Origin of the sequence: Bacteroides togonis, from assembly GCF_900130135.1 — a bacterium.
GTDB classification, from domain to species: domain Bacteria; phylum Bacteroidota; class Bacteroidia; order Bacteroidales; family Bacteroidaceae; genus Bacteroides; species Bacteroides pullorum.
In genome coordinates, this window is record NZ_LT670820.1 from 3,429,515 (window position 1) to 3,443,918 (window position 14,404).

At 40.4% G+C, this 14,404-nt stretch carries 10 protein-coding genes; all 10 read left to right on the plus strand.

The window, feature by feature from the left end:
- The first annotated feature begins 12 nt into the window (after positions 1 to 12).
- The 10 genes from BQ8005_RS14395 (at position 13) to BQ8005_RS14440 (ending at position 14,355) form a co-directional block, all read left to right on the plus strand.
- Positions 13 to 1,716 (plus strand): RagB/SusD family nutrient uptake outer membrane protein, encoded by a 1,704-nt coding sequence (locus BQ8005_RS14395; RefSeq protein WP_075318531.1) that lies wholly within the window; start codon positions 13 to 15, stop codon positions 1,714 to 1,716.
- A gap of 315 nt (positions 1,717 to 2,031) precedes the next feature.
- Entirely contained in the window at positions 2,032 to 3,105 is a 1,074-nt protein-coding gene (locus BQ8005_RS14400) for an IS5 family transposase (protein ID WP_075317828.1), read from the plus strand.
- A gap of 209 nt (positions 3,106 to 3,314) precedes the next feature.
- A complete protein-coding gene (locus BQ8005_RS14405; RefSeq protein ID WP_075319279.1) occupies positions 3,315 to 4,571 on the plus strand; it encodes a glycoside hydrolase family 88 protein in 1,257 nt (418 codons plus the stop codon).
- A 65-nt stretch (positions 4,572 to 4,636) separates the two neighbouring features.
- Positions 4,637 to 6,031, plus strand: a complete 1,395-nt coding sequence (locus BQ8005_RS14410; protein ID WP_075318532.1) for a glycoside hydrolase family 2 protein — start codon at positions 4,637 to 4,639, stop codon at positions 6,029 to 6,031.
- 113 nt (positions 6,032 to 6,144) lie between these two features.
- Complete coding sequence (locus BQ8005_RS14415) at positions 6,145 to 7,434, plus strand: IS1380-like element IS612 family transposase (protein ID WP_005815306.1); 1,290 nt, start codon at positions 6,145 to 6,147, stop codon at positions 7,432 to 7,434.
- A 149-nt stretch (positions 7,435 to 7,583) separates the two neighbouring features.
- Positions 7,584 to 9,329: a glycoside hydrolase family 88/105 protein gene (locus BQ8005_RS14420; protein WP_075318533.1), complete on the plus strand. Its 1,746-nt coding sequence runs from the start codon at positions 7,584 to 7,586 to the stop codon at positions 9,327 to 9,329.
- An 11-nt stretch (positions 9,330 to 9,340) separates the two neighbouring features.
- The gene (locus BQ8005_RS14425) at positions 9,341 to 10,564 is read left to right on the plus strand and encodes a DUF2264 domain-containing protein (protein WP_075318534.1); all 1,224 of its coding nucleotides are present in this window, start codon (positions 9,341 to 9,343) and stop codon (positions 10,562 to 10,564) included.
- A 31-nt stretch (positions 10,565 to 10,595) separates the two neighbouring features.
- On the plus strand, positions 10,596 to 11,954 hold the full coding sequence (locus BQ8005_RS14430) for a hypothetical protein (protein ID WP_075318535.1): 1,359 nt from the start codon (positions 10,596 to 10,598) through the stop codon (positions 11,952 to 11,954).
- A gap of 68 nt (positions 11,955 to 12,022) precedes the next feature.
- Positions 12,023 to 13,276: a DUF2264 domain-containing protein gene (locus BQ8005_RS14435; RefSeq protein ID WP_075318536.1), complete on the plus strand. Its 1,254-nt coding sequence runs from the start codon at positions 12,023 to 12,025 to the stop codon at positions 13,274 to 13,276.
- 17 nt (positions 13,277 to 13,293) lie between these two features.
- Positions 13,294 to 14,355 (plus strand): alpha-L-fucosidase, encoded by a 1,062-nt coding sequence (locus tag BQ8005_RS14440; RefSeq protein WP_075318537.1) that lies wholly within the window; start codon positions 13,294 to 13,296, stop codon positions 14,353 to 14,355.
- The last annotated feature ends 49 nt before the right edge of the window (positions 14,356 to 14,404 follow it).

Genomic DNA, 14,404 nt, shown 5'->3' on the forward strand with positions numbered 1-14,404 from the left:
ATTTAAAATGTTATGAAAAAATATATATTGTTTTTGGCAGTTGCTGGTTTGATGAGCAGTTGCTATGATTTGGATCAATATCCTCATGATAAATTAAATTCCGGAACCTTTTGGAAAACGGAAACACATGCCCATCAAGGTATGATGAGTATTTATAATGTGATGAAAAATTCAGATGTATTTGGTACCTATTTTTCGATGGATGGTTTAGGAGAAACAGGCTGGGGAATGTTTGATGATGTTGCTAAAGGAACATACACGGATCGTTCTTCTAGTATACAAAATAAGTGGCAAGGTTTGTATGAAGGTATTGCTAGATGTAATTTGTTGCTACAGAATATTGATAATGTTGAAATGTCGGAAGAGCTGAAAACTCAATATAAGGGTGAAGCGAAATTTATGCGCGCATTGTATTATTTTCAATTATTGGACTTATACGGTGGGGTACCAGTGTACGATGAAACAACTGTAGTTAGCAATGATTTCATGAATATGAAAAAACCTCGTTCTACAGCTGATGAGGTTCGTCAATTTATATTGGATGATTTACAAGAAGCTATTAATGTGTTGCCGGTACATTGGGATCAGACTGAATTTGGTCGTGCAACTCGTGGTGCTGCTGTTGCATTAAGGGGTAAGGTAAAATTGTATAATAAAGATTATTCCGGTGCTATTGTTGATTTTGAAGAAATTGTTTATGATCGTGACGGTCGTGGATATGGCTATAAACTTTATCCTGATTATGCCAAATTGTTCACTCCAGAAGGTGATGCGAGCGAAGAAATGATTTTTGCAATTCAAAATATGAGTGGAACTGGTACAGAATATGGGATGCCTTTTGGTTTGCGTTTAGGTAGCCGTTCGTCATATGGTGGTGGATGGAACAATTGTGTGCCAACAGATATTTTAGTTGATATGTATGAAAATAAAGATGGAACGGCTTTTAACTGGGAAGACTATATACCAGGTTTTACAACTGACAAAAAGGTCCAAAAAGAAACTTTTTTAGCTGAATTGACAAATGGAATTGTTTCTAAATATCCAGAAAAGAAGGATCTAATTAGACAAATTTATGAGAACAGGGACCCTCGTTTGGAGCAAACTATTATAACACCTTACGCAATGTATTATGGCTGTAACGGAACAACACCTAAATGGATGGAATTTGTTCTTGCTCCGGGTACCAACGAAAATTATGGGTATATTCGTAATAACCGTGGTTGGTATGATTATTTATGGCGTAAGTTTGTACCGGAAGGTGATATGAATGGTACTCTTACTAATCGAGAACATGTACCTATTAATTTCCCATTAATTCGTTATGCTGATGTGTTATTGATGTTGGCTGAATGTTATAATGAACAAAATCGTCAGGATGACGCTGTGGCATTGATTAATCAAGTTCGTCAACGGCCGTCAACCAATATGCCGGCTTTGAATAGCGGTCCCTCTTGGCTTGAGGCCCGTACAAAAGAAGAAGTCTTTAAACGTATTGATCATGAGAGAGCTATTGAGTTAGCATGTGAAGGACATCGTTTTGGAGATTTGAAAAGATGGGGCCTGTGTGAAGAACGGTTGAATTTTACATATGATGATATTCTTGGTATGGATCGTTATGTTCGAGTATTTGTTGAGCGTGACTATCTATGGCCTATTCCAGCGGTAGAGTTTGAACGTAATGAGAATTTGGAAGGACAACAAAATCCGGGGTGGTAAATGGAGCACTGCTTTGAGGCTCTTTTGAGAGCCTCAAAGCACTTCGTTGACACTCGATATTTGGGGATGACGGGGAAGAAAGCGATGGTGAATTAGTTATTTTCTTGTAAGCTTATAGCTTGTGAACAACACTATCGATTACTTTGGGTCAGTGATAAAAACTGTTTAAGTTTTTTGTACTTAGAGAAATAGACTATATTACACTATTTTTTGTGGAAATACATATAAGGGGTGTTCTATAAATTGAATTACTTATAATACTTTGATAATCAGATAATTATTTGTATATTTAAGCAATAAAAATTGCTGAAAACGATGAAAAAGCAGAACCGATACAGAAACCGCATTAGCAAGAGTCTTTTCGAGTCCGAAGATACTCATACGATTTTGTCGAACCTCGGTAACCCATTGACTGCGCTTGACAACTTGATTGACTTCGAGATGTTTCGCCCTGAACTTGAGGCCGCTCTCTCGAACAAAGAGCGCAAGAGTAACGCTGGGCGCAAGCCTTTCGAACCGGTTCTGATGTTCAAGGTTCTGTTTTTACAACGCTACTACGGCCTGGGAGACCATCAAATCCAATACCAGATTGTTGATCGGACGAGCTTCCGCCAGTTCCTTGGTATAGAGAGCGTAAAGGACGTTCCCGATGAAAAGACGGTCTGGAAATACAAGGAGGCGTTGCAAGTCTGTGGCGCGTACGACAGACTGTTCGACATGTTCCGCCGGTACATGGAGGATAGAGGTCTTGTTTTCAACAGCGGCAAGATAGTGGATGCGAGTTTTGTCACCGCTCCCCGTCAGCGCAACACTCGCGAGGAAAACCGGCAGATAAAAGCCGGCAGGGGTGATGAACTTTGGAATGACAATCCACACAAGAAGTGCCATAAGGACACTGATGCCCGTTGGACGAAGAAGCGTGGTGAAACTTATTACGGATACAAGAACCACTCCAAGGTGTGTGCCAAAACGAAGATCGTGCTTGCCTACGACACCACATCCGCCAGTGTGCACGACTCGAAGAAGGTCACCGACTTGATTACGGATGAAGACAAGGGGAAAGCCTTGTACCTTGATGCCGGATATGTCGGCAAGGACGATGAGGTCAGGAAACGTGGAATGACCCCTGTCATATGTGAAAAAGGACACAGGAATCGTCCGCTGACAGAAACCCAAAAGGCCAACAACAGGACAAAGTCCAAAGTGCGCAGCCGTGTGGAGCATGTCTTTGGCTTCATGGAACAGAGTATGCACGGGCTGTTCGTCCGCACGGTCGGGATAAGCCGAGCGAAAGCCAATACCGCACTGACGAGCCTAATGTACAATATCTGCCGCTTCTGTCAGATTGTCAAGTATCATGGCGATTGGCTGGCTACTTGTGAGGGATAGTTATGCCTTAAATATTAATTTATGTTAAAATTGGGGGGGGTGATATAGTTATGAGCTAAAACACATACTTTTACATCGTGAATTAATAAAATCCGTGTCGGTCAGGCTTAATCGGGTTCTCCCGATCATCACGAAGTGTTAATTATAGAACCCCTCATAATAAATTCAAAGAATCAATTTTTAATATGAATAAGAATAATAAGGTGAAAATGATTGTAACTCTTTGTCTGTCCTGCATGCTGGGTACAACCCATGCGCAGGACACGATGGAGAAGACATTTATCAGAGAGAATATGAGCTTCGCGGCCGAACAATACCGGCTGATGCTGAAGACGCCTGCGCAGGGTAAGGATGGGAAAGGAGTGATGCCCCATAGTATGAAAAAGGACGGAACTGTGTCTAAGGGTAGCATCTATCTTTGGACATCGGGTTTCTTCCCTGGTTCGTTGTGGTACATTTCTGAGTATCTTGGCGACAAGGCTTTGCAAGATTCCGCTTTGGTTTATACTCAGAAGATGGAGCCGGTCAAGACTTTCACTGACAACCACGACATCGGCTTCATGATGTATTGCAGCTATGGTAATGCCAACCGCTTCGAACCGAAGCCGGAATACAAGGACATTCTGGTAGAATCTGCCCGTTCACTCTGCACTCGTTTCCGTCCGAAGGCCGGTGTAATCCAGTCATGGAACGGTTTTCGTTCCTGGCATGGTGACAAGGTGTACGATTTTCCTGTCATTATTGATAATATGATGAACCTCGAACTGCTCTTTTATGCTTCTCGTGTGACGGGTGACGATTCGTTCCGTAAAGTAGCCGTTAGCCATGCCGAGAATACGATGAAGAACGCTGTTCGTCCTGACTACAGTTGCTATCACATTGTTTACTATGATAAGGAAACGGGCAAGCCTATTAAGGGTGAAACTTCGCAGGGATGGTCGGACAACTCGGCTTGGAGTCGTGGACAGTCTTGGGGCATTTATGGTTTCACGATGTGCTATCGCGAGACGAAAGATCCTCGTTTCCTGGAGACGGCTATAGGTATGGCGGACTTTTATCTGGATCATCCGAATCTGCCGGCTGACAAGATTGCATGGTGGGACTTCAATGCTCATCAGGAAGGCTACGTGCCGGGCATCCGTTCCAATGCGAATAATCTGGTGCTGAACTATCGCGATGCCTCAGCTGCCGCTTGCACGGCTTCCGCTCTGCTGGAGTTGAGTACCTACGTTAAGGGTAGCAAGAGTGCCAAGTATCTGGAAGGAGCTAAAGCCATCCTGCATTCTTTGGGTAGCAAGAAGTACCGCGCCGAGTTGGGCAAGAACGCCGACTTCATCCTAATGCATAGTACGGGAGCTATTCCGCAGAACTCCGAAATCGATGTGCCACTGACTTATGCTGACTATTATTTCCTGGAGGCATTGCATCGATACGACAAGCTGCTGGACGGCAAACCACTTTTCTAAATCTAATCTTTTTGTTATCTAAAATCTTTGTGGAACGTATTTTTTGTAATTTTATTTTTTTCTAGATGAAATATTTGTTTTTTTTATTATTTTATATTACAGGAATTTCCATATACGCACAGCGCATATTGATTAATGAGAATTGGAAATTCTGTAGAGGTTCTTCCGATGTGCATATTCATGATAGGACTGATGCGCAATCTATTAATTTACCTCATTCTTGGAATGCGCTAGATGGTCAAGATGGAGGAGGAGACTACTATCGGGGAATTGGATGGTATACGAAAGATTTATATTTTGACAAATCCGATCGAAAAAAACAGATTTATATACGCTTTGGTGCTTCAAATTATGTTACAGAAGTATATTTAAACGATCAATTAGTGGGTACACATATTGGTGGGTATACAGCTTTTGCTTTTGATATGACTTCTGCTATACATTTTGGGAAACAGAATCGGTTAGCAGTGAAAGTAAGTAATGCTATAGGTTTTCCTTTGGCTCCTATATCTGCAGATTTTACTTTTTTTGGAGGTTTGATAAGGAATGTGGAATTAATAAAAAAAGATAAGTTGCATATAACTTCTGAAGATTATGGCTCTCGGGGAATTTATATTTGTCAGAAGAATGTTAGTAATGATTCTGCAGATATTACTATAACGGCTAAAATCAAAAATGCGAATAGTAACAATCAAAATGCGTTTGTGCGTTTTTCTGTTAAAGACCGTTTAGGTAATGTGGTATTAAGTGAAGATAAAAAAGTATTTTTAAATTCTGCCGAAACTCTTCCTGTAATACAGAATTTTCATTTGAAGAATCCTCATTTGTGGGATGGTGTGAAGGATCCTTATTTATATAGTGTTAATGTGGCTGTTTTTGTTGGTAATCGTGAGGTAGATGCTGAAATTCAGCCATTAGGCATTCGTTATTATTCTATTGATCCTGATAAGGGCTTTTTTTTAAATGGACGTTCATACCCATTACGTGGAGTTTGTATGCATGAGGAGTTGATTGATAAGGGGAATGCATTGTCAGATATAGATAGAAAAGCTGATATTGATAGGATAGCAGAAATGGGTGCTAACTATATACGTCTTTCTCATTATCAGCATGGTGATTTTACTTACAACTATTTGGATACATTAGGTATTGTTTGTTGGGCAGAAACTCCTTTGATCAATGAGATCATTGATACTGATGAATTTACAAAAAAATGTGAAGTTGCCACAAAAAGTTTAATTCGCCAATTATATAATCATCCTAGTATTATAGTGTGGGGGCTAAGTAATGAAATTAATTTTCATAAAGGACCAGATCCATTACCTTTAATAAAACACATGAATGAAGTAGTCCATGCGGAAGATCCGACTCGCCCTACTGTATTGGCTGCGATGTTTCATGAAAAACCGACTAATTTTGTTCCAGATGCATATTCCCTTAATTCCGCAACACTATTATAAATATAACTTTTTAAGTACCTGAGCAACAAAAAGTTGCCCAGGATTTTGCCGTGTCAGATTTTTCACTTATCTTAGTGTTGCAATTAGAAAACAAGCGAAAATCGTAACAAGGCATGGCAAAGGTACAAATAAAATCTGAGAAACTCACACCTTTTGGAGGAATTTTTTCAATCATGGAGAAATTTGACTCCATGCTTTCACCCGTTATCGACTCAACACTGGGTCAGAGATGCCGCAGTATCATCGGATATCAGTTCAGCGAGATAGTCCGTTCGCTGATGAGCGTTTATTTCTGTGGCGGCTCATGCGTGGAAGACGTAACGTCACAACTGATGCGCCATCTCTCGTATCATCCTACCCTTCGTACATGCAGCTCTGATACCATCCTCAGAGCCATCAAGGAACTGACACAGGAAAACATCTCCTATACTTCCGACCAAGGCAAGACCTATGATTTCAATACTGCAGACAAACTCAACACATTGCTTATAAACGCTTTGGTTTCTACAGGCGAGTTGAAGGAAATTGAGGAATACGATGTTGACTTTGACCATCAGTTTCTTGAAACGGAGAAGTATGATGCAAAACCGACCTACAAAAAGTTCCTCGGCTACAGGCCTGGCGTATATGTTATCGGTGACAAGATAGTCTATATCGAGAACAGCGATGGCAACACGAATGTGCGTTTTCATCAGGCAGACACCCATAAGAGATTCTTCGCTCTTCTGGAATCCCAGAACATCCGTGTAAATCGCTTCAGGGCAGACTGCGGTTCCTGCTCGAAGGAAATCGTCAGTGAGATAGAGAAGCATTGCAAACATTTCTACATCCGTGCCAACCGATGCAGTTCGCTCTACAATGACATCTTTGCTCTGAGAGGATGGAAGACGGAGGAGATTAACGGCATCCAGTTCGAACTCAATTCCATTCTCGTTGAGAAATGGGAAGGCAAGTGCTATCGTCTTGTCATCCAGAGACAAAGACGCAACAGTGGCGACCTTGACCTATGGGAAGGCGAATACACTTACCGTTGTATTCTGACCAACGATTACAAGTCATCGACAAGGGACATTGTTGAATTCTACAATCTGCGTGGCGGCAAGGAACGTATCTTTGACGACATGAACAACGGATTCGGTTGGAGCAGGCTCCCCAAGTCATTCATGGCGGAGAATACTGTCTTTCTTCTGCTTACTGCATTGATACACAATTTCTACAAGACCATCATGAGCAGGCTTGACACCAAGGCTTTTGGGCTCAAGAAAACGAGTCGCATAAAGGCTTTTGTCTTCAGATTCATCTCCGTACCTGCCAAGTGGATCATGACTGCAAGGCAATACGTGCTGAATATCTACACAGAGAACCGCGCTTATGCAAAACCCTTCAAAACAGAATTCGGATAAGAATCCTTTCTTTCCGGTTAGAATCTGCGTATTTCCTCAAGTCGCATCGTGGGGTAAGGGGATGTTGGCTACATATTGATGTTGTGCTGTTGCTTTTTACTGAAAGCTACTACTAACGACTCATAAATCTACCCTTAATCGTGTATTGGATGATAGTTGCGGATTTTAGGTATTCTATAAATCCTTATTATGGTTGGTATTATGGAAAGCCGGAAGATATAGGTGATGTGTTGGATAAATTACATGCAAAGTATCCAAAATCTTGTATCGGTATCAGTGAGTATGGAGCAGGTGCGCATCCTTTCCAGTATCAAGATGGATTGCGTAAGCCCGCCACTACTGGCCAATGGCATCCTGAGAATATACAGACGAATTTTCATGAAGTTCATTGGAGGGTAATAAAAGAGCGCCCTTATTTGTGGAGTACCTCAGTATGGGCTGCCTATGATTTTGCTGCCGATAAAAGAAACGAAGGATTACAACCAGGCATCAATGATAAAGGATTAATGACACACGATCGGCGTATAAAGAAGGATGCCTATTATTTTTATAAAGCGAATTGGAATCCGTCTCCGATGGTTTATATTTGTGAGCGTAGAAATGTTTATCAGAGTAGACGAAATGTATGCATTAAAGTCTATTCGAACTGTGAACGATTATTTTTGAATGTGAACAGGAAGAACTATCTGCTAGAAAGTCATGGGGATTGTGTTTTTATATCAGAAGAGATTCAATTGAATGATGGTGAGAATGTAATAGAAGCAATTGCTGAAAAGGATGGAAAAAAGTATCAAGATAAAATAGTATGGTATTATCATAGTGAATTAGCACAGAAAAATGCTGAGGAAATAAAAAAAACACTCAAAATCATAGATAAAGTAAATACTGCATGGCAGAAAAATCATAAGCCACAGAATCGAGCCTTTTGGGACAATGCTGTTTACCATATAGGAAATATGGCAGCTTATCAACTGACAGGAAATGAAGCTTGGTATGATTATTCTTTGACCTGGGCTGAGTATAATCATTGGAAAGGTGCAAAAGGTAATGATAAATCGAAATGGAAATATCGTTATGGAGAATCTGATGAGTATGTGTTGTTTGGTGATTGGCAAGCATGTTTTCAAGTATATGCCGATTTATATTCATTAGATCCTGATAGTGTGAAAATTAAACGTGCTCTAGAGGTTATGGAGTATCAAATGAGTACCTCTCATGATTACTATTGGTGGTGGTCTGACGGGTTGTTTATGGTAATGCCTGTGATGACCAAATATTATAGATTGACTGGAAATTATACATACTTAGATAAATTGTTTGAATATTATAAGTTCTCAAACAATTTGATGTATGATACTGTTGAAGGATTATATTATAGAGATGCTAATTTTGTATATCCTAAGCACACTACCATAACAGGAAAAAAAGACTTTTGGTCGCGAGGAAATGGATGGGTGTTAGCAGCTTTGGCTAAAGTTTTGGAGGATCTTTCTCCTGATTGTACTCATTATGACTATTTCCTAAAGAAATATAAGAAGATGTGTCAAACGGTAGCCAAATTACAACATCATGAAGGATATTGGTTTAGAAGTTTGATGGATGAAAAACAGTCTATGGGCGAGGAAACGAGTGGTACAGCATTTTTTACGTATGGTCTTTTATGGGGAATTAACAATAACATTCTTGATGAATCATATTATGGTCCAGTGGTAAGAAATGCGTGGAAATATCTTACTGAAAAGGCTTTACAACCGGATGGAACTATTGGCTATGTACAACCTATTGGTTCTAAAGCTATTAAAGGGCAAAAATTAACAGGCCGATCTACTGCAAATTTTGGTGTAGGTGCATTCTTGCTGGTAGCATGTGAGTATATAAAATATTTAGGATATTAAACAATAGGCGCATGAATAAATCTTTTATAATGGTGTTAGTCATCACTATTAATGGGGTGTTTACGAGTGCGAATGCGCAAGAAAATATCATCAAGGAAAGACAATTTTGGGTGGATGTATTAGTGAAAATAGTTAATCCGGTTTTGGACAATTTAGCAAATAACACATTGCATGTTAATATGCCACAAGAGTCGTTGGATCATAAAAGGGCGTCTAAATATGCTCATTTGGAGGCTGTTGGACGTACTATATGTGGTGTAGCTCCTTGGCTTGAACTAGGTGAGGACGATACAGCAGAAGGAAAACTTCGAGGTAAATATATTCGTTTGTCATTGAAAGGACTTGCTAATGCTGTGGATCCTTCTTCACCTGATTATCTTGACTTTGGAACACCTTATCAACCTTTGGTAGATGCAGCTTTTTTGGCACAAGGGTTATTGCGTGCTCCCAAACAGTTATGGGGACGCATGGATAAATTAACACGTGAACGTATGATTACGGAGTTTAAACGTTCACGTGGAATTAAACCTTTTGAAAACAATTGGTTGCTTTTTGCTTCTATGATTGAGGCTGCTTTATTGGAGTTTACAGGCGAATGTAATATGCATCGTCTACTCTATGGAGTGGAAAAATTTCGAGACCAATGGTATAAAGGAGATGGTATCTATGGTGACGGACCGTATTTTCATGCTGATTATTACAATAGTTTTGTTATTCATCCTATGTTAACTGATGTGCTTCGTGTCATGGTAAAACATCAGATAGTGGGTGCAGCAGAATTTTTGCCGGTGCAAATGAAACGCTTTACTCGTTATGCAGAACAGTTGGAACGTATGATATCACCTGAAGGAACATATCCAGTTGTAGGACGTTCTGTAGTGTATCGTGTTGGGGCTTTTCATGCTTTGGCTTATGCTTCTTTACTTCATAAGTTACCTGCTACAGTTACTCCGGCTCAAGTAAGGAGTGCATTGACGTCTATAATATCTCGTCAATTTAAATTCCCTGACGCATTTGATGAAGAAGGTTGGCTACGTATAGGTCTTGTAAGTAGTCAGATTCAAATGTCTGAAAGATATATCAATACAGGTAGTACGTATTTGTGTACTTCGGGGTTCCTTGCATTAGGACTTTCGCCTTTAGATCCTTTCTGGAGTGAACCATATGCAGCTTGGACGAATTTGAAGGCTTGGAATGGAGAGAATATTAAAGCAGATCATGCCATAGGTAATTAGTACAATAGGTGTTATTTTGATTTCATAAATTATGTTGAGATTTGGTTTTAGTTTATTTTTATTTACGTTGCTGCTATTTGAGAATATAGGATTTGCTCAAGAGAAGGATATTAGGGTCTCATCTATTCATTGGAACAGTTTAAATACAGAGGTTTTAATTGATGCATCGACGCATTCTGCATTGAACCTTTTTCGTAATGGATTAAAATATGTAGTTAACGATTGGTATCATACCTCAAAAGAATATAGTCATCAAACGGGAGTATACTTGGATTTTAAAGGGAAATCGGAACATCATATTCGTCCGGTTAGCCATGTCGTTTTTTCCTTAGCTGTCGCATTGCGCTTTCATATTTATGATGAAGCAATTGCTGAGGTTTCAGTAACAGAGGCTGAAAGAATGGCGGTAAAACTGATTAGTTCATTAGCCTATCGTCATAAGGTTTCGATTGGTGAGAAAAAAGGCTGGGGAAATGCATGGCAAAGTGCATGGTGGGCCTCTCAAACGGCTTTTGCGGCTTGGCTATTATGGGATGAGTTGGATGAAGAGACTCACTCTCGGATTTTTGAAATGATAGTGTATGAGGCAAATCGTTTTATAGACTATAAAATACCTTATTATAAAGACAAAAATGGAAATGTTATTTATAAAGGAGACAGCAAGTCTGAAGAAAATGCTTGGAATTCAGACTTGCTTGTATTAGCTTCAGTTATGTTTCCTGAGCATCAGAATGCTTTATTATGGCATCGTCGGGCTCTCGAATTACAATTGTCTGCTTATGCTTCTCCAACAGATATAAGTAGTAAAAGAAAGATTAATGGTATTCGGTTGAAGGATTTTTTGCAAGGTAGCAATATGGAAGAAAATGGAACTATAGTAAATCATGGTATAACTCATATTGATTATATGGTTGCTTTCATGCAAAATGCCATTAATATTTTGCCGTATGTTCTTATTGAGAAAAAGGCAATGAAGGTATCTTTGTTCAATGGAAGTCGTATATATAATGCTTTAAATAATCTAAAGTTCAATGGTAATACGATGTATGTATGTGATGAAAGTGGAAATGCGACATGTAAAATTTATTTCCCTGAAGGAAATGATTGGGGAATCAATAAACAGGTTAATTATTGGTTGATGGATGTGATAGCTTATTGTTTTGAGTTGGATAAGGGAATGAAACCGGCAGCAGTTGATTGGATGAATGTGCGTGAAATTGAAATGCTGAGAATGCAAAAACGGAATCCTAATGGTACTTATTATCAAGGGAAAGAAGATTTATTCCCTTCTCGTGAGGAATTTTTCCTTGCTGAAATAGCGTTTGGCTATCTATTTTTATGGGCACATAATAATCAATTGATAAAATTCTCGAATTCAGGCAAAATGTGATGTGTAGTGATGAATTCTAAATTTACATCTCAGAATTTAGTAATTTTTAATTTAAAATCTTAATCAGTATGAAAACAAAGTGGTTGTTAGTGTTGATGTTATTGGTTATTATTCCTAATAACATGCAGGCCAAAGGGAAAAAAGATAAGAATGTGGTGGCTGAACAGACTACCGGTGCTCAAGACCGTGAGCAATGGGTGAAGTGGCTGTGGAAAATTTCTTATCCCGTCATCCATAATCTGGCAGAAGGTACTTTGCATCAGAATATGCCGATAGAGACGGTAGGTGGAGACCCGACTGGGTATGATGAAATTACGCATTTGGAAGCTGTGGGGCGTACATTGGCCGGTGTGGCTCCTTGGTTGGCTTTGCCCGACGACGATACAGAGGAAGGAAAACTGCGTAAGCAAATGCGAGAGGAAGTGCTGAAGGGATTGAAGAATGCGGTGGATCCCAATTCGCCCGACAAACTGAACTTTACGAAGCAGGCTCAGCCTATTGTGGATGCTGCTTATCTGGTACATGCTTTCCTGCGTGCCCCTAAGGCTTTGTGGGAACCATTGGACGAGGTGACCAAACAACGTTATATTGAGTCGTTCAAGGCATTGCGCGACCGTACAGGTGCCTATAACAACTGGTTGCTGTTTACTGGTTTGACCGAGGCTTTCCTGATGCAACAGGGCGAGAAGGCTGACCAGTTCCGCCTGCGTGTGTCGAAGAACAAAATACAGGAATGGTACGTGGGTGACGGCTGGTACAGCGACGGAAGCAAGTTCAGCATGGACAATTACAATTCCTATGTGCTGAATCCCATGATGGTGGCTATGATGGAGACGCTGGTTCCTTTCCGTTGGGCCAGCCAGAAGGAATATGAACAGGCTTTGCGTCGCATGGTCCGTCATGCTGAGTTCTGCGAACGTCTGATCGGACCGGATGGTACTTATCCTGCTTTTGGGCGTTCAGTTACTTATCGTACCGCTGCTTTTCAGTCGTTGGCCGATGTGGCTTTGAGAGAAAAACTACCTGAATTTATCAAGCCTGCTCAGGTGCGTTGTGCACTGACTGCCGTCCACCGCAATATGTACGAAGGTAATCAGAATTTCGATAAGGACGGTTGGCTTGTGCTGGGCTTTAACGGTCATCAGCCCGAAGTGGCCGATGGATATACGTCCACTGGTAGCCTTTATATGGCTACGTTGAGTTTCTTGCCTTTAGGACTTCCTGCTGATAATCCATTTTGGACTGACGAACCAGCCGACTGGACTACCAAGAAGGCTTGGAAAGGAGAGAAAATACGCAAGGACTATAAAGTGGAATATTGATAAATGGTTTGTTCGAAATGAAAAAATTGTTTATCGGAGTATTGATGGCCTATCTGTTACCATTCGTGGTATTGGGACAGAAAACTTATGAACCTCGTTCATCGGAAAAGCCTTCCAAATATCAGAAACAGCAGATCAAACGGAAGTATGGCATGTTCATACATTTCGGTATCAATACTTTCCATGATATGGAGTGGTCGGACGGCAGTTTGCCGTCCGCTTCATATCGTCCGGATACGATTGATGCAGCTCAATGGGTGAAAACCGCCAAAGATGCCGGGATGAAATATGTTATTCTGGTGACTAAACATCATGATGGATTCTGTTTATGGGATAGCCAGTATACAGAGTATGATGTCGCACGCTCGGGCAATACGACAAATGTGATAGAGGCTGTGGCTCGTGAGTGCAAGAAACAAGGGATACGTTTAGGATTATATTACTCGTTGTGGGATAGAAAAGAGAATCCGGAAGTGGATCGTGTGGAGGATGACGAGGCTTACAATCGCTATATGTTGGCCCAATTGGACGAGCTGATGGATATTACGGAAAAACATACTCGAATCGTAGAGTTCTGGTTTGATGGTACTTGGGCGAAGCCAAGTTATCGTTGGCCGGTCAAGGAGATTTATGCAGCCATCAAAAAACGTGAGCCGCAATGTCAGATTGGTATTAACTGGAGTATTGGGCGGGATGTTAATCCCAATGATCCTACAGCTCCTAAGCAATCTATTAATATTAAACCTGATAAGCAGAAGGAGGGTGATCCGATTCGCTATTTCCCGAGTGATTTTCGTTTGGGTGATCCGATGCTACTTTCTGATCCTGATCCGAAATTGTTTACGCATGCGGGGAAAATATATTACATGCCTTTTGAATCGACCGTATGTGTCTCAAAACGTTGGTTTTATAATTCTCAAGACACAGTTTACAAGTCTGTTGCAGAACTGAAGGAGGTCTATGAACGTGCTACGGCACAGGATAATATTTTGATATTGAATATACCTCCTGCGACCAATGGAAAAATGAGGCAAGGAGATATTGAGTTGCTGCAGAAATTGAAGAAAGTGATAAAATAATATCCTGAGTTTGCTGGTATTCAGAAATCGTGTATTTTTGCAGCAATTA

What these genes read in the sequence shown, in the direction of transcription:
- BQ8005_RS14395 (WP_075318531.1), top strand. Translation starts at nt 13, where the DNA reads ATGAAAAAATATATATTGTTTTTGGCAGTTGCTGGTTTGATGAGCAGT.
- BQ8005_RS14400 (WP_075317828.1), top strand. Translation starts at nt 2,032, where the DNA reads ATGAAAAAGCAGAACCGATACAGAAACCGCATTAGCAAGAGTCTTTTC.
- BQ8005_RS14405 (WP_075319279.1), top strand. Translation starts at nt 3,315, where the DNA reads ATGATTGTAACTCTTTGTCTGTCCTGCATGCTGGGTACAACCCATGCG.
- BQ8005_RS14410 (WP_075318532.1), top strand. Translation starts at nt 4,637, where the DNA reads ATGAAATATTTGTTTTTTTTATTATTTTATATTACAGGAATTTCCATA.
- BQ8005_RS14415 (WP_005815306.1), top strand. Translation starts at nt 6,145, where the DNA reads ATGGCAAAGGTACAAATAAAATCTGAGAAACTCACACCTTTTGGAGGA.
- BQ8005_RS14420 (WP_075318533.1), top strand. Translation starts at nt 7,584, where the DNA reads ATGATAGTTGCGGATTTTAGGTATTCTATAAATCCTTATTATGGTTGG.
- BQ8005_RS14425 (WP_075318534.1), top strand. Translation starts at nt 9,341, where the DNA reads ATGAATAAATCTTTTATAATGGTGTTAGTCATCACTATTAATGGGGTG.
- BQ8005_RS14430 (WP_075318535.1), top strand. Translation starts at nt 10,596, where the DNA reads ATGTTGAGATTTGGTTTTAGTTTATTTTTATTTACGTTGCTGCTATTT.
- BQ8005_RS14435 (WP_075318536.1), top strand. Translation starts at nt 12,023, where the DNA reads ATGAAAACAAAGTGGTTGTTAGTGTTGATGTTATTGGTTATTATTCCT.
- BQ8005_RS14440 (WP_075318537.1), top strand. Translation starts at nt 13,294, where the DNA reads ATGAAAAAATTGTTTATCGGAGTATTGATGGCCTATCTGTTACCATTC.